Source organism: Haloferax marinum (assembly GCF_009674625.1).
Lineage (GTDB): Archaea > Halobacteriota > Halobacteria > Halobacteriales > Haloferacaceae > Haloferax > Haloferax marinum.
This window is the reverse complement of sequence record NZ_WKJQ01000001.1, coordinates 1,152,519-1,174,235: the sequence shown is the minus strand read 5'-3', so window position 1 is coordinate 1,174,235 and position 21,717 is coordinate 1,152,519. Positions and strand designations below refer to the sequence as shown.

18 protein-coding genes are annotated in these 21,717 nt (G+C 62.0%); 10 read left to right on the top strand and 8 right to left on the bottom strand.

The window, feature by feature from the left end:
* Window positions 1-33: 33 nt before the first annotated feature.
* Window positions 34-2,556 (bottom strand): DNA topoisomerase I, encoded by a 2,523-nt coding sequence (locus GJR99_RS05955; protein WP_151110234.1) that lies wholly within the window; start codon window positions 2,554-2,556, stop codon window positions 34-36.
* 230 nt (window positions 2,557-2,786) lie between these two features.
* Between GJR99_RS05955 and GJR99_RS05950 the strand changes: the two genes are divergently transcribed.
* From GJR99_RS05950 to GJR99_RS05940, 3 genes are all read left to right on the top strand, one after another.
* Window positions 2,787-4,214 carry an MATE family efflux transporter gene (locus GJR99_RS05950; RefSeq protein ID WP_323849364.1) on the top strand — a complete coding sequence of 476 codons (1,428 nt, stop codon included), beginning with the start codon at window positions 2,787-2,789 and terminating at the stop codon, window positions 4,212-4,214.
* Between the two features lie 78 nt (window positions 4,215-4,292).
* A complete protein-coding gene (locus tag GJR99_RS05945; protein ID WP_151110230.1) occupies window positions 4,293-4,973 on the top strand; it encodes a hypothetical protein in 681 nt (226 codons plus the stop codon).
* 74 nt (window positions 4,974-5,047) lie between these two features.
* Window positions 5,048-5,227, top strand: coding sequence for a hypothetical protein (locus tag GJR99_RS05940; RefSeq protein ID WP_151110228.1), 180 nt, complete (start codon window positions 5,048-5,050; stop codon window positions 5,225-5,227).
* 84 nt (window positions 5,228-5,311) lie between these two features.
* Here the strand turns inward: GJR99_RS05940 and gatB are convergent, their stop codons facing one another.
* Window positions 5,312-6,802, bottom strand: coding sequence for an Asp-tRNA(Asn)/Glu-tRNA(Gln) amidotransferase subunit GatB (gene gatB / locus GJR99_RS05935; protein WP_151110226.1), 1,491 nt, complete (start codon window positions 6,800-6,802; stop codon window positions 5,312-5,314).
* 151 nt (window positions 6,803-6,953) lie between these two features.
* Between gatB and GJR99_RS05930 the strand changes: the two genes are divergently transcribed.
* From GJR99_RS05930 to GJR99_RS05915, 4 genes are all read left to right on the top strand, one after another.
* A complete protein-coding gene (locus GJR99_RS05930) occupies window positions 6,954-8,276 on the top strand; it encodes an amidohydrolase (protein ID WP_151110224.1) in 1,323 nt (440 codons plus the stop codon).
* A 157-nt stretch (window positions 8,277-8,433) separates the two neighbouring features.
* Complete coding sequence (locus GJR99_RS05925) at window positions 8,434-8,736, top strand: DUF7518 family protein (protein WP_151110222.1); 303 nt, start codon at window positions 8,434-8,436, stop codon at window positions 8,734-8,736.
* A gap of 83 nt (window positions 8,737-8,819) precedes the next feature.
* On the top strand, window positions 8,820-12,512 hold the full coding sequence (gene smc / locus GJR99_RS05920; protein WP_151110220.1) for a chromosome segregation protein SMC: 3,693 nt from the start codon (window positions 8,820-8,822) through the stop codon (window positions 12,510-12,512).
* A complete protein-coding gene (locus GJR99_RS05915) occupies window positions 12,505-13,500 on the top strand; it encodes a segregation and condensation protein A (protein WP_151110217.1) in 996 nt (331 codons plus the stop codon). Before smc ends, GJR99_RS05915 begins: the two co-directional genes overlap by 8 nt.
* 99 nt (window positions 13,501-13,599) lie before the next feature.
* Here the strand turns inward: GJR99_RS05915 and GJR99_RS17405 are convergent, their stop codons facing one another.
* From GJR99_RS17405 to mtnP, 3 genes are all read right to left on the bottom strand, one after another.
* Window positions 13,600-14,145, bottom strand: a complete 546-nt coding sequence (locus GJR99_RS17405) for a DUF5518 domain-containing protein (RefSeq protein WP_191967078.1) — start codon at window positions 14,143-14,145, stop codon at window positions 13,600-13,602.
* A gap of 78 nt (window positions 14,146-14,223) precedes the next feature.
* Window positions 14,224-14,598 carry a CBS domain-containing protein gene (locus GJR99_RS05905; RefSeq protein ID WP_191967077.1) on the bottom strand — a complete coding sequence of 125 codons (375 nt, stop codon included), beginning with the start codon at window positions 14,596-14,598 and terminating at the stop codon, window positions 14,224-14,226.
* Window positions 14,599-14,763: 165 nt separating this feature from the next.
* The gene (gene mtnP / locus GJR99_RS05900; protein WP_151110215.1) at window positions 14,764-15,624 is read right to left on the bottom strand and encodes an S-methyl-5'-thioadenosine phosphorylase; all 861 of its coding nucleotides are present in this window, start codon (window positions 15,622-15,624) and stop codon (window positions 14,764-14,766) included.
* 298 nt (window positions 15,625-15,922) lie between these two features.
* Between mtnP and GJR99_RS05895 the strand changes: the two genes are divergently transcribed.
* Window positions 15,923-17,527: a Na+/H+ antiporter NhaC family protein gene (locus GJR99_RS05895; RefSeq protein WP_151110213.1), complete on the top strand. Its 1,605-nt coding sequence runs from the start codon at window positions 15,923-15,925 to the stop codon at window positions 17,525-17,527.
* Between the two features lie 86 nt (window positions 17,528-17,613).
* On the opposite strand, the gene GJR99_RS05890 is transcribed toward GJR99_RS05895, so the two are convergent.
* A complete protein-coding gene (locus tag GJR99_RS05890; protein ID WP_151110211.1) occupies window positions 17,614-18,594 on the bottom strand; it encodes an AEC family transporter in 981 nt (326 codons plus the stop codon).
* A 117-nt stretch (window positions 18,595-18,711) separates the two neighbouring features.
* A complete protein-coding gene (locus tag GJR99_RS05885) occupies window positions 18,712-19,425 on the bottom strand; it encodes a phosphoribosyltransferase (protein ID WP_151110209.1) in 714 nt (237 codons plus the stop codon).
* A gap of 211 nt (window positions 19,426-19,636) precedes the next feature.
* Here GJR99_RS05885 and GJR99_RS17400 point away from each other — a divergent pair, with 211 nt between their 5' ends.
* Together GJR99_RS17400 and GJR99_RS05880 are read left to right on the top strand one after the other, a co-directional pair.
* Window positions 19,637-19,807 carry a DUF7563 family protein gene (locus GJR99_RS17400; RefSeq protein ID WP_191967076.1) on the top strand — a complete coding sequence of 57 codons (171 nt, stop codon included), beginning with the start codon at window positions 19,637-19,639 and terminating at the stop codon, window positions 19,805-19,807.
* A gap of 100 nt (window positions 19,808-19,907) precedes the next feature.
* Window positions 19,908-20,807, top strand: a complete 900-nt coding sequence (locus GJR99_RS05880; RefSeq protein ID WP_151110207.1) for a PhzF family phenazine biosynthesis protein — start codon at window positions 19,908-19,910, stop codon at window positions 20,805-20,807.
* A 42-nt stretch (window positions 20,808-20,849) separates the two neighbouring features.
* Here GJR99_RS05880 and GJR99_RS05875 read toward each other — a convergent pair whose 3' ends face one another.
* Window positions 20,850-21,617: a proteasome assembly chaperone family protein gene (locus tag GJR99_RS05875; RefSeq protein WP_151113876.1), complete on the bottom strand. Its 768-nt coding sequence runs from the start codon at window positions 21,615-21,617 to the stop codon at window positions 20,850-20,852.
* Window positions 21,618-21,717: the final 100 nt, after the last annotated feature.

The following is a 21,717-nucleotide window of genomic DNA, read 5'->3' as shown; positions in this document are numbered from 1 at the left end:
GGCGTCGTCGTGGTGGCGTTCGGCCAGCGGTTCTTAATCAGCCGCCGACTGCCACTTCCGAACCGTGTCCGCACCGATGCCTTCGACTTTTGCTGCCACGTCGTCCGGTTCGGCCGCCTTCAGGGTCTTCACGTCTTCGAACCCGGCGTCTTTCAGTTTCTCGGCGGTCTTCGAACCGATTCCTTTGATGCTCTCTAACTCGGACCCGCTTGCGCTGTTCTGCTGGGCCTGATACTCGCGGAAGTTGCAGATGGGACAGCCGAGTTCCCACGGTTCGCGGTCACCGTCGTAGGTGATACGCAGTTCCGGCAGGTCGTGTTCTTCACACGAGTCGTCGGTGACTTCGATGTCGCCCCGACGCGGGAGGGGAAGCGAGTAGTCGCAGTCGGGGTAGCGCGTACACCCGACGAGACGCGACCCGGAGCGGAGGCGTTTGATTGCGAGTTCGCCACCTTCTTCTTCGCCGCAGTCGGGACACGCACCGATGACCAGGTCCTCTTCTTCGTCGGCCTCTTCGGCCTTGCAGAGCGGACAGCCGTGGACGAACGTCTTGCGTCCCGCGAGCATCTTGATGTGGTGGAGGTCGTGTTCCTCGCAGGTATCTTCCATGATGAGTGGTTTCCCGGTCGATGGCAGTGGGAGTGTGTACGTACAGTCGGGGTAGGAGTCACACCCGATGAAGTACGACCCGCGGCGACTCTTTCTGACGACGAGGTCGCCGCCGCAGTCGGGACACGGCCCGACGGTCTTGTCGGCTTTCAGGGAATCTTGGAGTTGCTTGCCGAGTTCCTCGCGTGACTCCATCAGACCCTCGAACACGTCCTGGAGAATCTCTTTGGACTCCTCGGTCACGTCCTCGAGTGTGGCCTCGCCGCGGGCGATAGCCATCATGTCGGATTCGAGTTGCGAGGTCATCTCCTCGCTGACGATGAGTTTGGCGAAGTCCTCGGACGACTCCACGACGGCCCGCGCGAGGCGGGTCGGACGCGGCGGGTCGCTCTCGATGTAGCCACGGTCGTAGAGCTTCTGAATCACGTCGTGCCGGGTGGCTTTCGTCCCGATACCCATCTGTTCCATCGTCTCGATGAGACGCGACTGCCCGTAGCGACGCGGCGGTTGCGTCTGCTTGGCGTCGAGGTGGGTGTCGGTGACGGCGAGCGACTCGCCTTCTTCGACGTCCGGGACGAACGACTCGGTGGAGTTGAAGTACGGGTAGACGTCGTGGTAGCCCGCTTCGAGGAGGCGCTTGCCGTTGGCTTTCAGAGAGAGGCCGGCCGCCTCGGCGACGACGCGGAGGTGTTCCCACACGGCGTCCTCAGCGACGGTGGCGAAGAAGCGCCGAACGACGAGTTCGTACACGTCCCACTCGTCTTCGGAGAGGTCAGACGCCGACGGAAGTTCGCCCGTCGGGTGAATTGGCGGGTGGTCGGTCGTCTCGTTGTCGCCTTCGGTCGGTTCTATCTCCTCTTGTTCGAGGAGCGACTCCGCGTCGTCTTTGAACCGGCGGTCACCCTCGAACGCGCCGAGGAGTTCGCGCGGGTCCAAGTCCTCCGGGTAGACCGTGTTGTCGGTCCGCGGGTAGGTGATGTACCCTGCGGTGTAGAGGTCTTCTGCGATACTCATCGCCCGTTGGGCAGAGTAGCCAATCGACCCGGCGGCGCGGATGAACTGCGTGGTGTTGAACGGCGCGGGTGGCTTGTCGGTTCGGGTGCGTCGCTTGACCGCCGTAACTTCGGCAGAATCGACACCGAGGAGCGTCTCGTAGGCCGACTCGGCGGCCTCCTCGTCCCAGACACGCTCTGCTTCGGTGCCGTCGTCGTCGAGGTAGAAGTACTGGGCTTCGAAGGATTCGGCGGCCCCGTCGGCGTCCTTCGTCAGCTTAGAGAACAGTTCCCAGTAGTCTTCGGGGTCGAACGCTTCGATTTCGCGCTCGCGGTCGACGATGAGTTTCAGCGTCGGTCCCTGCACCCGGCCGACAGAGATGAAGTCGTTTCCGAGTTGCCGGGCCGAAAGCGAGAGGAACCGCGTCAGTGCGGCCCCCCACACGAGGTCGATAATCTGTCTGGCCTCGCCGGCGGCGGCCAGGTCGAAGTCGAGTTCGTCGGGGTTCTCGAACGCGTCTGTCACTTCGCGTTTCGTGATGGACGAAAAGCGAACCCGGTCGACGGGGACGTCTTCGTTCACCTCGCGGACGAGTTCGTACGCCTCCTTGCCGATGAGTTCTCCCTCGCGGTCGTAGTCTGTCGCGATGGTGACGTTGCCAGCCTTGCGGGCGAGTCGTCGGAGGGCAGCGACGATGTTCTCTTGTGTGGGGTGTTTCTCGACGGGAGCGCTGATGAGTTCGACCGGTTCGACGTCACGCCAGTCGTTGTACTCCGGTGGGAAGTCCACACCGACGACGTGACCAGAGAGGCCGATACAGCGCTTGCCGCCCCACTTGTAGACGTTCACGCCGTTCATTCGCTCTGCAGAGGCCGTCTCGCCGCTCAAGATGTCGGCGATACGCCTCGCGGCGTTGTCCTTCTCCGTGATGATGAGGTCGGGGCCACGACTCATTGGCCGGCGATTAGTCGGGGGGCGTCCTAAACCTTTCGTGCCCGTATTCGGCCCATAGAAGCCCCAATACGTGCGTATACGGGCATGTGCGAGTGAGGGCGCGCACGCCTCGCGCGCGAGAGGTGAATGGTACCCGTGGCGGTGGTTCTATCTGGTACCAGTGGCGGCGGTTCTCTCCGACGAGTTCCGAGACCCACATCCTTAACGCGGCGCGCACTAACCGTGCGAACGTGTCGAGTGATTCGCGAATAGACATGACAGATGGGGCGATTACCCCCAAACTGTTCGCCCTCTCGTGGCCTCTCGTCGCCGGCAACCTCCTCCAGACACTGTACAATCTCGCTGACGTGTTCTGGGTCGGTCGAGTGGGAGCAGACGCCGTCGCCGCCGTCTCGCTGATGTTTCCGATGAGTTGGATGTTCGTCTCGACGGCCATGGGAATCACTGCGGCGACGATTGCGCTCGTCTCCCAGCACGTCGGCGCTGGTGAAGACAGAGAAGCCGACCACGTCGTCGGACAGACGATTCTGTTGACGATTGCCGTCTCGGTCGCGCTCGCGACGCTCGGGTTCGTCTTCCGACACCCGTTGTTAGACCTCATCGGCGCGCAAGGAGCCGTCTACACGGAAGCGCTCGCATACATCGAGGTCATCTTCCTCTCGCTCCCGCTTACGTTCCTCTTCTTCGCGTTTCGTGCGGCGTTGCAGGGCGCAGGCGACACCAAGACGGCGATGTGGCTCATGGTCGTCTCGGCGGGCTTGAACGTCGTCCTCGACCCGATTCTCATCCTCGGCTATGGGCCGATTTCAGGAATGGGGACGCGTGGTGCGGCCATCGCCACGTTCGTCGCACGACTGTTCGCGACGGCAGTCGGTGTCTACATCCTCCTGCGCGGTGACTGGGGGGTCAAACTCCACCTCGAAGACCTGCGCCCCGACCCGAAGCGACTGAAGAAACTCGTCGACATCGGGTCTCCGGCGACGCTCGACGGCTGGGCACGGAGCTTTTCGGCTGTCGTCATGGCAGCGTTCGTCGCCCGGTTCGGCCCCATCGCCACCGCGGCCTACGGTATCGGTGTCCGGCTGATGTCTGTCTCGTGGTCGGTTTCGGGTGCAGTCGGACAGGCCACCTCGACCGGCGTCGGCCAAAACCTCGGTGCGCGAACACCGGACCGCGCCGCGACGGTCACGTGGACCGCTATGGCGGCGACGATGGCGCTTCTCTTTACCGCCGCCGGACTCGTGGTGGTGTTCCCCGTCGAAGCCATGCGACTGTTCATCGACGAACAGGCCGTCATCGACGAGGGAGTCACCTTCCTCCGTATCGTCGCTCCGTCGTGGGCGTTCTTCGGCGGCGTCATGGTCATACAAGGTGCCTTCCGTGGTGCCGGTATCACGAAAGCCGCGATGGCGCTGTCGTTCCTCTCGCGGTGGATTTTCCGTGTCCCTGTCGCGGTCGCGGTCGCCTTCACGTGGACCGTCACGATTCCTGGACTCGGTCCCGTCTCCAGTCTCGGGTGGGGCGTGGAGGGGCTCTGGTGGGCCTACGTCGCGGGTGCAGTCGGGTCGTTCGTCGTCGCAGTCGCGTGGTTCCGCGTCGGAACCTGGCGTGAGGGCGTGTTGGACCACGACCCAGTGCCGGCGGCGGACGACGACTGAGGGTCGCCTTCGGCCGCGGGACGTTGCACGCCACCTGACAGCCGAAACGACTTTTTCGCGAGAGTGTGGCGAGTGCGTATGCGACTGCCCTCCCGCCAGACGCGTCGCCTCCTCGTCGCCCTCCTTCTCGTGACGAACCCGTTTTGGGGGCCTGCACTCGACGTGACCGGCACCGATTACGTCTACGAATCGACCGAGATAACGGTCGAAGAGAACCGTCTGGAGGTCCTCGACGGGAGCGCACGATACGATATGCACCACGGCATCGACGGCTTCGACTGTTGGCTGGGGACGGCGGACACGCGGTACTGCACGCTGGAAGCGCTGACGTTGAACGAGAGTGTAAAAATCGACCATCCCACCATCACGTCGAGTACGTCGGGCTATCTCGCCACCGACGAGCAGTATCTCGCGTACAGTGACGGCCGAGTCTACGCGTACAATTCGACGTGGGAAGACGGCCAGTTCGTCCTCTCGACGGAGCGGACAGCAGCGAAGACCGCCCTCGACGACGTCGCCCAGTCGCTCTCGAACTATCCGGATTCTGCTGCCGAGCGGGCGATTCGACAGGAACGGATACAGACTGACGAACCACTCTGGACAGCCGAAGGGGAGGGTCGCGTGTTCGAACTCGACGGCGAGTACTACGTGGTCTACCAGTCCGGTTCGAGCGGGATGGCGTCGAACCCGACGGCCGAAGCCATCCTGTCGTTCTTCGCCGTCGTCTACGGGGTGGCGATGCTCCTCAGTCGTGACTGACTGGTTGTGTCATCTCATCTGTTCGAACGTCGTGGCAGCCTAGTATCATGTACTTGGGCGTCCAATACACTCCTATGTCGCACACCCCTGAACTGCCAGAGCGATACGTCTGTGACAACTGCCACTCGGTGTACGCCGGAACAGTCTCGCACGACGGCGGAACGTACCACTACAGCGCCCCCGACGAGTGCGCGGCTTGTGGGTCGACCGAGTTCGTCGCGTTCGAGCAGTACGTCCGCCACAAGACGGACTGACGACTGTTCGACGTCACCGGTCGGAAGAGATACCAAAGAGAAGAGTCGGTGAGGTGACCGACGGATGTCGGGCCGCCGCGCAGATTATTCGTCGAGTTTCTCGCGGAGCAGTTGGTTCACCGTGCCGGGGTCGGCACTCCCCTTGGACTTCTGCATGACCTGTCCGACGAGGAAGTTCAGCGCGCCGCCTTCGCCTTCGTGGTAGTCGGCGACAGCGTCGGGGTTCTCGTCGATAGCGTCCTGGACGAACCCACCGATTTCGTCGTCGTCGGCCTTGCCGAGGCCTGCTTCCTCGACGATGGTGTCGGGGTCGGTGCCCTCGTCGAGCATCTTGCGGAGGACGATTTCTTCGGCGTTCTTCGTCGTCACCTCGTCGGCGTCGACGAGTTCGACGAGGCGAGTGAACTCGTCGAGTCGGTCGGACACGTCGGTGATGAGCATGTCGCGGTAGTTGAGTTCGCCCAGCAGGTTGTCGGCGACCCACGTCGCGGCGAGGTCGGCGTCGAACTCGGCAGCGACGTTCTCGAAGAAGTCTGCGACTTCCTTCGTGGAGGTGAGTTTCGAGGCGGATTCCTCGTCGAGGCCGTACTCGGTCTGGAACCGGTCGCGTCGAGCGTCTGGGAGTTCCGGAATCGGAATCTCTGCTTTCCAGTGGGCGACCTGAAGCGGCGGGAGGTCGGCCTCCTGGAAGTAGCGGTAATCTTTCTCCTCTTCTTTCGAGCGCATCGAGACGGTGATGCCGCGGGATTCGTCCCAGTGGCGGGTCTCCTGCTCGATAGCCCGGCCACGCTTGACGGCGTTCTTCTGTCGCGTGACCTCGTAGGCGAGGGCCTTCTCTGCACCCTTGTGACTCGAGATGTTCTTGACCTCGGTCCGGTTCGCCGCTTCGAGCGTCTCGTCGGAGATAGAACCGTCCTCTGCGACTTCGTCGGCGGGGACGAGCGAGATGTTGGCGTCGATACGGAGCGACCCGTCACGGGTGGCGTCGAAGACACCGAGATATTCGAGGACCTCTTCGAGTTTCGCGAGGAACGCGCGGGTCTCTTGCGGACTGCGGAAGTCGGGTTCCGTGACGATTTCCATCAGCGGCGTTCCGGCGCGGTTGTAGTTGACGAGGGTGTAGTCTGCGGTGTCGATGCTCCCGCCTTTGTGCTGGAGACTTCCGGGGTCCTCTTCGAGGTGGGCGCGTGTGATGCCGATGTCGCGTCGCTTGCCTTCGACGGCGACTTCGATGGTCCCGTCGGCACAGATTGGCGCGTCGTACTGCGTAATCTGGAAGTTCTTCGGCAGGTCGGGGTAGTAGTAGTTCTTCCGGTGGAACCGGGTGTCTTCGGCAATCGTGGCGTCGAGCGCCTTACCGATTTTCACCGCCGACTCGACGGCTTTCTCGTTGAGTACTGGGAGGGCACCCGGTAACCCGAGACAGACCGGGCACACGCGGGTGTTCGGCTCCTCGTCTTCAGCAGGCTCGGTCGAACAGCCACAGAAAATCTTCGTGGACGTCTCGAGTTGAACGTGGACTTCCAACCCGATGACGACCGCGAGTTCGCGCTGTTCGAGCGCTTGCGCAGTCATTGGGCGCGCTTCGACGGCGGTGGGCTAAAGACTAACGGGACGGGCGCGTGCGGGTGGGTCGTCGTCGGCCACTCGACTCCACTCGCGTTCGAATCGGAACGTGGGGTGGTTCCACTTATCACGTCGCACTTCCTCTCGACGCGTAGCCCAGATGACCGAGGAACTCAAAACGCGTGTCTGCGACGCTATCGACGCCCGCGCAGACGATATCGTCGCGTTCGCGAAAGACGTGCAGTCCGAACCCGAACTCGGCTACAAAGAAGTCGAGACGACGAAGAAAGTCGTCTCGCTGTTCGAATCTCTCGACCTCGACGTCGAGACGGAACTCGCGATTACCGGTGCCCGTGCCCGTGCGGGGTCTGGAGACTTCGTCGCGGCCGTTCTCGGCGAACTCGACGCGTTGGTCAACCCCGACCACCCGCTCGCAGACCCCGAAACCGGCGCAGTCCACGCCTGCGGCCACAACGCCCAACTCGCCCACCTCGTCGGCTCAGCCATCGGCCTCGTCGGAAGCGGTGTCGTCGACGACCTCGACGGCGCAGTCGAGTTCGTGGCCGTCCCTGCCGAAGAGTATCTCGACCTCGATTACCGGCGACAACTCCTCGAAGCGGGGGACATCGAGTTCTTCGGTGGCAAGCAAGAACTCATTCGTCGCGGCTACGTCGACGACTGGGACGTCGCCGCGATGATGCACGCCGGCAGCAACACGCCGGAGCGAACGATTACGAGTAGCTTCTCGACCAACGGATTCGTCGGGAAGTTCGTCACGTACCGAGGAACCGAAGCCCACGCGGGTGCTGCCCCAGAGGAAGGTATCAACGCCCTCAACGCGGCGACGCTCGGGATGAACGCAGTCCACGCCCAGCGAGAGACCTTCCGCGACGAAGACCACGTTCGCGTGCATCCAATCGTCACGCGCGGCGGCGACGGAGTGAACGTCGTTCCGGCCGAAGTGACCATGGAGTCGTACGTCCGCGCGGCCTCCATCGAAGCCGTTTCGGAGGTGAATCAGTCGGTCAACCGCGCACTCGCGTCCGGTGCGATGGGCGTCGGTGGCGACGTCGGTATCGAAGACTATCCCGGCTACATGCCGTTGCAGACGAACGAGACGCTCGCAGCGCTGTACGACGAGAACGCACGCGATATCGTCGGCCCAGACGCCGTCACCGAGGGGCAAACACACCTCTCGGGGTCGACAGATATGGGCGACGTCACGCAACTCGTCCCCGGCATCCACCCGTGGACTGGCGGGTTCGAGGGTGCGGTCCACGCCCGCGACTTCCGCGTCGTCGACGAGGAGATGGCGTACGTCATCCCGGCCAAACTCACGGCGTGCATGCTCGTCGACGTGCTCACCGACCCCGAAGCGATGGACGAACTCCGGGACGCGAAAGCAGAGAAACGGACACGAGATGACTACCTCGAAGCAGTTCGCGCTTTCCGTGCGACGACGACTGAATCGTATCGTGAGTAACACCGTGGATTCGTCCCGCGACTGAGTTCGGGCCCCGACCCGACTGCCACTCGACCCGCGAGGCGGCCGAAGCAGCCAGTATCCCGTCACACACGTATCACATTTCCGGTGATTGTCTGACGCACATTTATGTCTCACGCGCGGGGCTATTGTACCCATGAGTAATCGGGTGGAGGAACTCGAATCTAAAGTTGCAGAGCTGCAGGCCGCGGTGAACGGACTCACCGAGGAACTCGTCGAATCCAAAGAGCGACTTCGACAACTCGAAGACGCCAACGACGTGGAAGTGCCGACGCGCGCCGCACGCCGACGCGGCGACTGGACTCCTGCCGAAGAGACCGCGTCCGAGGACGCCCCCGCGGCGGACTCGGCCGACGGCGATGAGACTAAACCGGATGAGGCCGACGCTTCTGACGAAGAAGAAAGTCAGACTCCCGACGACGACATCATCGTCGCGTAATCGGGCGCGCTGACTACGTTAACGCGCCCTCGTGTCCATGCGGCGCGTTCCCTTGCGGGCGTCGCCCGCGTGAACACCAACACATGCACATCAAAGAGCTCGTCCTTGACGGTTTCAAGAGCTTCGGGCGGCCGACCCGTATCCCCTTCTACGAGGATTTCACGGTCGTTACGGGCCCGAACGGTTCCGGGAAGTCGAACATCATCGATGGCGTCCTGTTCGCCCTCGGCCTCGCCCGTACCCGCGGGATTCGCGCCGAGAAGCTAACAGACCTCATCTACAACCCCGGTCACGCCGACGGGAGTGACGAGGCGGCGAAACAGCCGAAAGAAGCCAGTGTCACCGTCGTCCTCGACAACTCCGAGGGGACGCTCGACCGCTCGCAGGTCGTCAACGCCGCCGGCACAGACAACGTCGGCAACGTCGACGAAATCACCATCAAGCGCCGCGTCAAGGAGACGCCGGACAACTACTACTCGTACTACTACCTCAACGAGCGCTCGGTCAACCTCTCGGACATCAAAGACCTGCTGGCGCAGGCCGGTATCACGCCGGAGGGCTACAACGTCGTCATGCAGGGCGACGTGACCGAGATTATCAACATGACGCCCTATCAGCGCCGGGGCATCATCGACGAGATCGCCGGCGTCGCGGAGTTCGACGCGAAGAAAGACGCCGCCTACGAGGAGTTAGAGGCGGTCGAAGAGCGCGTCGACGAGGCCGACCTTCGAATCGGAGAAAAGGAGACACGTCTCGACCAACTCGCGGACGAACGAGAGACTGCGCTCCAGTACAAGAACCTCCGCGACGAGAAAGAAGAGTACGAAGGGTACCTGAAGGCGGCGGAACTCGAGGACAAACGCGACGACTTATCGCGCACAGAATCTCGTATCGAGTCGACCGAATCCAAACTCGAAACCCTCCAGGCCGAACTCGACGAGAAACAGGGGAAAGTCACCCGTCTCGAAGAGGACCTCGAAGACCTCACCCACGAAATCGAACGCAAGGGCGAGGACGAACAACTCCGCATCAAATCCGAGATGGAGGAGATAAAAGGCGACATCGCACGCCTCGAGAACTCCATCGAAGCGGCCGAGGAGAAACGCGACGACGCCGAAGCGGAGCGACGAAAGGCGTTCGTCGACATCGACCGCAAACAAGAGAAGATAGACGACCTCTCCGGCGACATCCGCGAAATCAAAGTCGAGAAGGCGTCGGTCAAAAGCGACATTCAGTCCAAGCAGGTCGAACTCTCCGAAGTGCAGGCCGAAATCGACTCGGTCGACACCGAGTTCGACGAACTGAAATCCGAACTCACGGAGAAAAAAGAGGCGCTCGACGAACTCAAAGACGAGAAGAACGACCGCCAGCGGGCGAAAGACCGACTCCTCGACGACGCTCGCCGGCGCTCGAACGAAATCTCTGAGACGCAAGCAGATATCGAGGCCGCCCACGACCGGATTCCCGAACTGAAGGCGACGCTCTCTGACCTGCACAGCGAACTCGACACCGCCGAGAAGAACAAAGCGAAGATAGACGGAATCATCGAAGACCTGCAAGCCGAGAAGGCCGAGTTGAAAGACGACCTCTCGGAGGTCAACGACGAACTCCAGACCAAGCAAAGCGAGTACGCCCGTCTCGAAGCACGTGCTGGGTCTGACGGTGACAACTCGTGGCCACGGGCGGTCACGACCATCCTCAACGCCGGTCTCTCGGGCGTCCACGGCGCAGTCGGCCAACTCGGGTCGGTCGATGGCGAGTACGCCAAAGCCTGTGAGACGGCCGCCGGTGGCCGTCTCGCAAACGTGGTCGTCGACGACGACGGCGTCGGGTCGTCCTGTATCGACCACCTGAAGTCCCGGAACGCGGGTCGGGCGACGTTCCTGCCCATCACGAAGATGGACAACCGTGGCCTGCCGCGCAAGCCAAATCACTCTGGTGTCGTGGACTTCGCACGCAACCTCGTCGACTACGACTCCCAGTACGAATCCATCTTCTCGTACGTCCTCGGGTCGACGCTCGTCGTCGAAGACATGCAGACCGCTCGCGCCCTCATGGGCGACTACCGTATGGTCACCCTCGACGGTGACCTGGTCGAACGCTCCGGTGCGATGACCGGGGGGTCCGGCGGTGGCTCTCGGTACTCCTTCTCGAAGTCGGGCGAAGGCCGTCTCGAACGCATCGCCAAGGAGATTACGAAACTCGAAGACCGCCGTCGCTCGCTCAACGGCGAGATTCGCGACATCGACGACGACCTGGAAGACGCCCGTGGACGAGCCTCTGACGCCGCCGACCGTGTTCGCGCAATCGAGCGTGAAATCGAAGACGCAGAAGAAGACATCGACGCGGCAGAAGCCGAAATCGACCGGTTGAACGACCGCCTCGACGAACTCCAGTCCGAACGTGAATCGGTCGACGAACAGATGTCGGCCCTCGACGACGAGATTGCCGAGTTCGACGAGCAGATTACGGCGGTCGAAGCCGACATCGCGGACATCGAACAGGAACTCGCGGACTCGGAGATTCCCGAACTCACCGCGAAGGCCGACGAGATTCGCGCCGATATCGACGAACTCGAAGACCGGATGTCGACGCTCGACGGCCGTCTCAACGAGGTGCAACTCGAGAAACAGTACGCCGAAGACGCAGTGGACGACCTCCACGACACGGTCGAGGCCGCCCAGAACCGCAAGGCAGAGGCGGGCGAAACCATCGCGGAAGCCGAGTCGAAGATAGAAGACCGCGAAGGCGACCTCGAAGACAGACGCGACGCGGTTGCAGAACTCGAAGAGGAACTAGTCGACCTCAAAGAAGACCGCAGCGAACTCCAAACGGAAGTGCGTGAGGCGCGGTCGGCCCGCGACGAGAAGAGAGACCGGGTGAACGCGGTCGAATCCAAACTGGAGAGTATGCAGTCGGCCGCCGACCGGCTAGAGTGGGAGATAGACGAACTCGCCTCCCAAGTCGGCGACTACGACCCCGACGAGATTCCAGACCACGGCACGGTCGAGTCCGAAATCGAGCGCTTGACCGAGGAGATGGAGGCGCTCGAACCCGTCAACATGCTCGCTATCGACGAGTACGACGACGTGAAAGCGGACCTCGAAGACCTCCAGGAACGGCGTGACATCCTCGTCGAAGAACGTGACGCCATCAGCGAGCGTATCGAGCAGTACGAGTCACAGAAGAAGCAGACGTTCATGGAGTCGTTCGACGCAATCGCGGAGAACTTCACCGAAATCTTCGAGCGACTCTCGAACGGGACGGGCCACCTCCACCTGGAGAACCCCGAAGACCCGTTCGAAGAGGGCCTGACGATGAAAGCTCAACCCGGCGACAAGCCGATTCAGCGACTCGACGCGATGTCCGGTGGCGAGAAGTCGCTGACGGCGCTCGCGTTCATCTTCGCCATCCAGCGTCACAACCCCGCACCGTTCTACGCACTGGACGAGGTCGACGCGTTCCTCGACGCCGCGAACGCCGAACGCGTCGGCCAGATGGTCGACGACTTGGCGGGCGACGCGCAGTTCGTCGTCGTCTCGCATCGCTCTGCCCTGCTCGAACGCGCCGAGCGCGCAATCGGTGTGACGATGCAAGGCGACAACGTCAGCGCTGTCACCGGCATCCAGTTCGGCGGAAGCGAGGCAAGCGACGAGAGCGTCGATACCGACGGCGACGACGGCGATGATGGCGGAGACGAAGACGGTGGAACCGACACCAGCGGTGGTGACGGCGACGACGAAGTGACGGAACCGGAGGTTCCGGCGGATGACTGACGACATCCCGAAACTGAACCTCTCACGGGACCGTGGCGAGTCCGACGACAGCGAGACGTTCTCGTTTTCGGGTGACTCCGACCTCGATTCGGACGAGCAACACGACGCTGTCGACGACGTGCTTCCGGACGACGTCTCGGAGTCAGACGACGACGAAGTCGAGCCGGTCGAACTCCTCGTCCAACTCGCCAAAGAGGGACAAATCGACCCGTGGGACATCGACATCGTCGACGTGACGGACGCGTTCCTCGAACGCCTCGACGCGATGGACCTCCGGACCACCGGTCGGGCACTGTTCTACGCGAGCGTCCTCTTGCGGATGAAGTCCGACGAACTGCTGGCACCGGACGAACCCGAAGAAGAGGAACTCGAACCGTGGGAACTCGCCATGCAGGGCGGCGGCGAGGGTGGTCATCCTGGCGACGACGCGTCTGGATTCGACCCCATCAGTGCGCTCGAAGACGAGATGGACCGTCGACTCGACCGCAAACACGCCCGCGGGTCGCCCGAGACGCTGGACGAACTCGTTCACGAACTCCGCGAGGCGGAACGCGGGTCGTGGTGGAAGCGCCGCCGTCAGTACGACACGTCTGAATCCCCCCGTGGCTTTTCGCGCGGGACACAGACGCTCGACTATCACGCCGCCGGTGACATGCGCGGTGCCGGTGAACCGACGGAAGACGACGTGACGGGAACTGCCCACAACGAAGATATCGAAGCTATCGTCGAAGAAGTCGGTGACGTGCTTTCGACCCATTACGAGAAGGGCCGCGACGAGGTGCTGTTCGCCGAGATTCGCCACGTCGCCGACACCGTGATGACGACGTATCTCGCGCTCCTGTTCTTAGCACACCGGAGCATCGTCCGCCTCCAGCAAGACGAACTGTTCGGGGACCTCTGGATTCGGAACCCCGAGGCGTTCGACGACGCCGAAGGACACGACTCACGCGAGACCGAACGAGAAGTCGAAGCCGTCGCAGACGACTGACTCGCCGTCTCGTCCGTTCGCTGCGTCTCGTCGCTTTACTGCATCTCTTCCTTTCACTGCCTCTCGTCCTCCAGTCGCGTGGCGATATCCCCGAGGAGTCTAATTCTCCTCGTCGGAAGTGGCCGTGGATTCGTCGTCGCTGGGTATCGATTCGTCGCTATCGAGAGGTTCAGTTTCGATGGATTGCTCGTCCTCGTGGGTCGCGTGCGTGGCTTCTGCGGCCAGTTTCTCGGCCTTCGATTCGGCGTACGATGCGCCGAGGTAGCCACCGGCCGCACTGAGGCCGACGGTGTACAACGCGCCCAGGACGAAGGTGATGCCGACGATAGCGATGACGAACACGGGGCCGGCGACTTCACCGGTCACGAGCGACCCGATAGACATGACCGTAAACAGGAGGAGGAATATCGCAACCAGTGGGAGCGACGCCATGAGACCGGACACCGCTCCGACCCGTATCCCGCGGTCTGTTCCCTCGGCGTGGAGATAGCCCGCAACGGCCCCGCCGATGACGGGTGAAAACGGGATGATGGCCGTGAAGAAGGTGACCACAGCGCCCAATAGCGCGTGGAGGTAGAAGTTCTCGCCACGAGTGGGGAGTTCCGTCGGTTCCGGCGTGAGTTGGGTGGGTGACTCTGCAGACATGCTAGTAGTAGGCTTCGAGAATTCAAATAGCTACGAGTGGCGCGGCTCTATCGGCCGACTGTGGTGGGTACGACGTGTTTACGACAGGTGAGCCGTGACGTCCGTCGAGGAAATCATCCCGACGTAGTCGTCGTCGACGACTGGGAGATGTTTGATTCCGTAGGTGGTCATCATCGCCGCGACTTCCTCCATGTAGAGGTCAGGAGTGGCAGTTTCGACGTCCCTGGTCATCACGTCTGTCACCGATAACTTCGAGACGTCTTTGCCGTCGGCGACGGCGTCGAGTACGTCTGTACTGCTGACGATTGCACGGGGAGTGGTCCGGACGACCAGGGCGCTGATGTCTTTTTCGCGCATCTGCTGTGCGGCTTCCATCACGGTGGCATCTTTCGCGATCGTCTCGAGCGGGGAGGACATGACGTCTTTGACTTTCACTCTGTCTGTAGAACTCATGACGTACAGAACGGAGTTGAAGGGTTATGAAAGTTTACTCGAAACCCGATATCTGGCAAACAGCTGGTGTACGGTCTCTGTCGCGCTCTGCTCAGAGATACGTCGAAGGCGATTCGCCCTCTGGTGAGTACACTCGAGTCGTCCGAATTCGAGACGGGCGGTCGCTCACTCGACGTACGTTCCGATGAGCGGTTCGAGTTTCTCTTTCGTCTCGGCGGGGATGGCTTCGTCGGGCGTGTTGATGGTGCCTTCGAGGGCGGAGTGACTGTCCGTCTCGTGGCCGTCGGGAATCTTTCGGATGGCGGCCTCGACGGTCTCTTTGATGTACTCCTCGTTGGCGGCGGCGTTCTTCAGCACCTCGTCGAGGGTGACTTCGCTGTCTTCTTTCCACACGTCGTAGTCGGTGACGCCGGTGATGGTCGCGTAGGCGATCTCGGCCTCACGTGCGAGTTTCGCCTCGGGGATGGTGGTCATGCCGACGATGTCCCACCCCTGTGCGCGGTAGTGTTCGCTCTCGGCCTTCGTCGAGTACGACGGGCCTTCGATGCAGACGTAGGTGCCGCCCTCTTGGACTTTCGCGTCGGTCGCTTCTTCGGCCGCTTCGGCGAGAATAGAGACGAGTTCTTCGTCGTACGGCATCGCGAACGGCTGGTGGACGACCATCCCTTCGTCGAAGAACGTCAGTGGGCGGTGTTTCGTGCGGTCGTAAATCTGGTCCGGGACGACCAGCGTCTGCGGTGGCAGGTCTTCTTTCAGACTGCCGACGGCGTTGCTGGCGAGGATGTGGGTGACGCCCAGTTTCTTGAGCGCGAAGATGTTCGCACGGTACGGGAGCGTCGTCGGCGAGTGCTGGTGGTCGGGGCCGTGTCGCGGCAGGAAGACGACTTCGCGCCCGGTGTCGCCGAACTCGCCGACGATTGGCGTCGTCGAGGGTTCACCGAACGGTGTGTCGACCGGTTCCTCACGGGTGTTTGCGAGGGGGAGTGCTTCGTAGATACCGCTGCCGCCGATAAATCCGATTTTCATACTCGAAAGTCGGAGAGGACGCACAAAATCGTGGCGAATCGCCGTCTCTCGGCGACTCTGTGACTAGACGACGCCTGCGTCGAGGAGGAAGATGAGAATTGAGTCCACTGGGACGAGAGAAGCGTCGTCACGAAGACGGCCGCAGACACGTACTCGTGGCGTACTGCCGGTGACCAGACGTACTGCCGGTGACCAGACGTACTGCCGGTGACCAGCAGTGTTGACCGGTCAACCCCACAAATCCTGACAGGGAAAAATCAATAAGATATATAATGAATGTTCTATGTAACCAATTAGCATGGCGTCAGAATTCGGCGTACTGTCGCTCGTACCACCACTGTTGGCGATCGTGCTGGCGGTTGCAACCCGCAGGGCGATGTTGTCACTCTTCCTCGGCGTCTGGGTCGGTGGAGTCATCTACACTGGTGGTACCGGTGTCGCACAGTTGTACGACTGGATCGTCTCTTCCATCGGTGGAAGTACGTTCAACGCGAAGATTCTGGTATTCACGCTCCAGATTGGGGCCGGAATCGCACTCATCTGGCGGTTAGGGGGTGCTGTCGCTATCACCAACTTCGCGACGAAACGAATCGACTCACACAGGAAGATCGGTATCGCGACGTGGTTACTCGGCATCCTGTGGAACTTCGACGACTACGCGAACAACGCTATCGTCGGGAGTTCGATGAAGAACCTCGCCGACGAGTTGAAGATGTCGCGCGAGAAGTTGGCGTATCTGCTCGACTCGACCGCCGCACCGGTCGCGACTATCGGCATCTCGAGTTGGGTCGCCTTCGAAATCGGCCTTATCGCCAACCAGTACGAAGAACTCGGTATCCAGGCGGAGACGCCTTCTGCTGCCGCGACGTTCATCCAGAGCATCCCGTTCAACGTGTACGCGATTCTCGCGGTGGCGATGGTCGGTATCATCGTCGTCACGCAACGGGACTTCGGCGAGATGCTCGACGCCGAGGCACGCGCCCAGCGGACGGGGAACGTCATCCGTGAGGACGCCCAACCGCTCCAGAACATCAAGGACGAACTAGGTGAACCGCTCTCTGATACTGCCCCACTTCGAGTGTTCTTCCTCCCGGTCGTCGCGCTCGTCTCCGTGGTCATCGGTGGGGCGGTGACGATGGGCTACGCACCTGACCGGACACTCGTCGAGATGGTCAGCAGCACCGACGTCGCGACAGCGCTCGTCTGGGGGTCGTTCGCGATGGTCACGATGGCCGTCGTCGTCGGGGTGAGTGAGGACATCATGTCGCTCGGCCAGGCGATGGAGACGATTCTCGACGGATTCGGGACGATGCTCCCGGCGGTCAGTATCCTGGTGTTGGCGTGGTCTATCGGTGCCGTCGCGAGTGCGTTGGGGACCGGGGCGTACGTCACGCAGTACGCGACGGGTGTCGTCTCGCCCACGATGGTTCCTGTCGTCGTCTTCGTCACCTCGGCGTTCATCTCCTTCGCGATCGGGACGTCGTGGGGGACGATGTCCATCATGACGCCCATCGTCATCCCATTGGCGTGGACGATTGGTGGCAACGACCCGAGCTTCATCGCCGTCGCTATCGGTGCCATGTTCAGCGGTGCCATCTTCGGTGACAACTGTTCGCCGATTTCGGACACGACCGTCCTCGCGTCGACGTTCGCAGGGGCGGACCACATCGACCACGTTCGGACACAGATGTACTACGCGTTCACCGTCCTCCTCGCAACCATCGTGGTCTACTTACTGTACGGTGCAACGAACGTCAGTCCACTCGTGTTGCTTCCGGTCGGGATTCTCACGCTCGTCGGCCTGGTCTACGGCTTTTCCGAACTGGACGCTCGGCGTAAAGACCTCTCGGCGAAACCGACCTCGTCGAACGCGTCCACGAGAAACGTGAGCAGCGACGACTAACACCGCATCACCCCACTTTTTCCGTAGTCACAGACCACTCGCACACTCGAGAGGGACGAGGGACGGTCTCTGTACCGACTCTGTGCTTAGACGACGACGCCTGCGTCGAGAAGGAAGATGAGAATCGAGAGTATCGGGACGCTGAGCAGCGTCGTCGCGAAGACGGCCGCAGAGACGAACTCGGCCACTGGGACGGTCGACCCGGCCGTGTCACCGAACTCACCGACGAGGATGAGCGGCGTCACCGCGGCGGGCATCGCAGATTCGAGGACGAACGTCCGGGCGACGACTGGGTCGCCGAAGCCGGTGACGAGGACGATTCCCACGGCGACGGCGGGCGCGACGGCCATCTTCAACACCGCGACGAGACCGACTTCTCGAAGCGTCGACCCGAGGTCCGCACCGGCGAGTTGGATACCGAGGATGAGGAGCATGACCGGAATCGAGGAGTCCCCGACGAGTTTCAGCGTCTGCATGGCGGGAATCGTGGTCGGTGGGACGACACCGAGCCACCGTGCAGCGAGTGCGGCCACGACGGCGTAGACGAGGGGAATCTTGAGGACACGGGCGATGCCCACGCGCCACGCCGGAGGGTCGTCGTCTCCTTCGGACGTCCCGGTTGCACCTCGACTAGCGATGTAGACGCCCAGGGTGTAGATGAGCACACCCTGTACCGCGAGATAGACGACTGCTGTCGAACGCCCGGTGTCACCGAAGGCGAACGAACTGACGGGGATACCGTAGTTTCCAGAGTTAGGAAAGGCTGAAACGAGAACGAGTGCGCCTAACAGTGGTTCAGAGATGCCGGCGAGTCGAGCGATTCCCCCGGCGACGAGAATCATCACGACGTGGTAGACGACGACACCGGCGGTGATGGTCGCCAGTGTCGCCCCGGCGAGTTCTGTCGTCGCGAGACTGTAGAACACGAGTGCTGGCGCGAGCACGTACACCGTGACGGTGTTGAGTGGGTCTGGGTCTACGTCACGGGTGCGCCCCAAGACGAACCCCACCGCGCCGATGGCGAGGATGGGCAAGAGTGCCGTGACGAAGATAGAGAGAAGCGACATATGCGTGGCGACGGATGTTACACTCTCCAACGTTTCGCTTCCGTCTCCAAAAGAGTCCCGTAGAGACTCGAGGCGCTCCCTGAAACGTCGTGTCGAATCGAGACGTCGTCGGGGCGCTTAGGCACCGAGGCCGTCGTCGTCGAGGAGGCGCCACGCACCGTTGCCGGCGGACTCGACGACGTCGCGCCGTTCCATCTCGGCGATGACTTCCTGCATCCGGTCGGGTTGGGCAATCTCCATCTCGATACGGTCTACGTCGTGGAATTCAGAGAGGTAGTGACGGATGTCGTCCAACTCGAAGGTCTCTTCGTCGGCCTTCGACATGACACCAGAGATGAGGTCTATCATGTCTTCGATGAAGTTCCACGGGTAGACGACCCACGCCCACTCTTCGAGACGCTCGCCGACGTAGTCGGGTTCGAACTCGCTCGTCTGGAGGAGTTGGAGCGTCGCCGTGCGGACTTCACCTGCGTTTCGGTCGGTCACGTACTCGTAGGCCCGCTCGATCGACCCGCCGGTGTCGGCGATGTCGTCGATGATGAGTACGTCTTTGCCTTCGACGCTCCCCTCTGGCATGGGGTAGCGTACTTCCGGTTCGTTCGACTTCTGAGCAGTACCGACGTAGTGCTCCATCTTGAGACTCGTCAGGTCGTCGAGACCGACGAAGTCACAGATACAGCGCCCCGCAAACCAACCGCCGCGTGCCAGCGCGACGATGACTTCGGGTTCGAACTCTGACGATTTGACGTCGTCCGAGACGTCTCGACAGAGTCCGTAGATGTACTCCCAGTTTGTGATGGTGCACTTAAATTCGTCGGGGAGATCGCCCATAACTTCGGTTCACCGTCCGTATTGGGGGGCCTGACTCCCTTTAATCTGTACGACTCGTCTCGACCATGTGGGACAGTCACAACATACGGAAAAATCCCATTAAGATGCCATTAAACGGCCGAAGACGGATTCAGCCACTCTATAACCCATGTTAACAATGTGCATAGTTATGTGGGATTAGCGAGTACCCGAGTTCGTAGGTGAAAAACGTATGCACACGTGTGGTAACTGTGGTGAGTTCGTGTCCCGTGACTTCGTCCGCGTCTTCGGCAACGACATGGACGAGGTCGTCGGCTGTCCCGCCTGTATGAACATGCGAGAAGTGATGCAGGGCAACGGCGCTGCAACCCGAGAAAGTCGCGTCCGCTGGACTCGTGCGTGAGTCGGCCGCCTGACCCGCTTTCTTATCTCGCTCTCCTTCGTACGGTTGTCACGACGTCCGACCCACGGGTTTGATACAGCCCCAGACAGTGCGCACTCTCATGGACCGCCGACGCGCCCTCCTCGTCGATGCATTCACGACCGAACCGTTGTCAGGCAACGCCGCCGGTGTCGTCCCCGACGCCGACGGCCTCGACGCGGAGCAGATGCGCGCTATCGCGGCCGAACTCGGCGCGAGTGAGACGGCCTTCGTCTGCTCGTCCGCCAGCGCCGACCGCAGAATCCGCTATTTCACGCCGACACAGGAAGTCGACCTCTGTGGCCACGCGACGATTGCGGCCCACGCCCACCTCGCGGCCGACCAGGCTATCGAACCGGGAAGCCACACGCTCGAGACGAACGTCGGAACGCTCGATATCGAAATCGGAGAACTCGGAGAGGTGTGGATGACACAGGACGCACCGACGGTTCGACCGCTCGACGTCGAGTACGAACGGGTCGCAGAACTCCTCGGAATCGACGTCGCCGCACTCCAAGACGTCGGCGCAGACCTCCCGATAGCCCTCGCGTCGACGGGAGTTCCGTTCGTCCTCGTGCCGGTGAACTTCCTCGAACATCTCTCTGCGGCCGCTCCCGACGTCGACGGTATCGCCGAGTTCGCATCAGAACACGACGCCGCGGGCATCTACGCGTTCACGTTCGACGCCATCGACCGCGACTCGACGCTCCACGCCCGCTGTTTCGCTCCCGGTGTCGGTATCACCGAAGACCCAGCGACTGGCACCGCGAGTGGTGCCTGCGGTGCGTACCTCAGACAGACGGGCGCGTTCGACTCCGTCCCCGACGAACTTCGGTTCGAACAGGGGCACTTCGTGGACCGACCGAGTCTCGTCCGCGTCACAGTCGACGAACAGATTCGAGTCGGCGGGCGGGCGGTGCAGTCGCTCGATGGAACACTCGCCGTCCCCGAGTTCGAAGACGACGACATTATCGAGGCCTGACCCCCGCGTGCCGGCGCCCGACGGTAAAAATCGACGGCTCGGTTATCCGATGTACCGCAGGTCGTCGTCGCTCGGGAGGTTCTGTTGTTGTTGCTGCTGCATCTCCTGAATCTTCGCGGCGACTTCTTTCATCTCCTCTGCCCGGTCTTCGAGTGCTTCGAAGTCGACGCTGAACTCGAGGAGGTCCTGCAGAACTTCGATGACGGCCTGTGCGCTCTGTGGGTCGACGAGGTAGCCGCTGGTCTCACCCATCAGACACGCCGCCTCGAAGCCTCGACGGCCACCGAGGCCGAGAAGCAGTCCGGAGACGCCGACGATACCACCTGCTGGTTCGTCTTCACGGAACTCGACGCCTGCGTCTTCGAGCGTCTCGCGCATCGACTCGTCGGTGACGCCACCGAGCACCGACGGTTCGTCGACGAGTTCGCCGGTCGGGACGCCGCCCAGTGCGAACAGTCGCTCGGCACCGAACTCCTCGGCGACGTCGAGGAAGGCGTCGGTGAGGTGGTAGTGTCCCTCGTTCGACTGTGCCTGGTGGTCACCGGTGAGCAACAGGAGGTCTGGCCCGTCGCCCGGTGTCTCGACGGCGTGAACTTCGGCGTGCGTCAACTCAGCGACGCCGTCGTCGAGACTCACCTGCGGTGGGAACACGTCGGCGTAGATGCGACGAACCAACGTGGCTTCCTCGAACTCTTCGAGCAGGTGCTCGACGGCGAGTTTTCCAACGTTTCCGACGCCCGGCAGTCCCTCGATGAAGACGGGGTCGGTGAGGTCAGCCTCTGCGACAGCCTCGACTTCGATGTCGTCCATGCACGTAGTGCCGAACGCACCGGTAAAGAGGGCGTCGGTAGCCGAATCCGAATCCCAGACGGGTAGGCGGCCGGCGTCGACCTCACGACGACGACTCGTC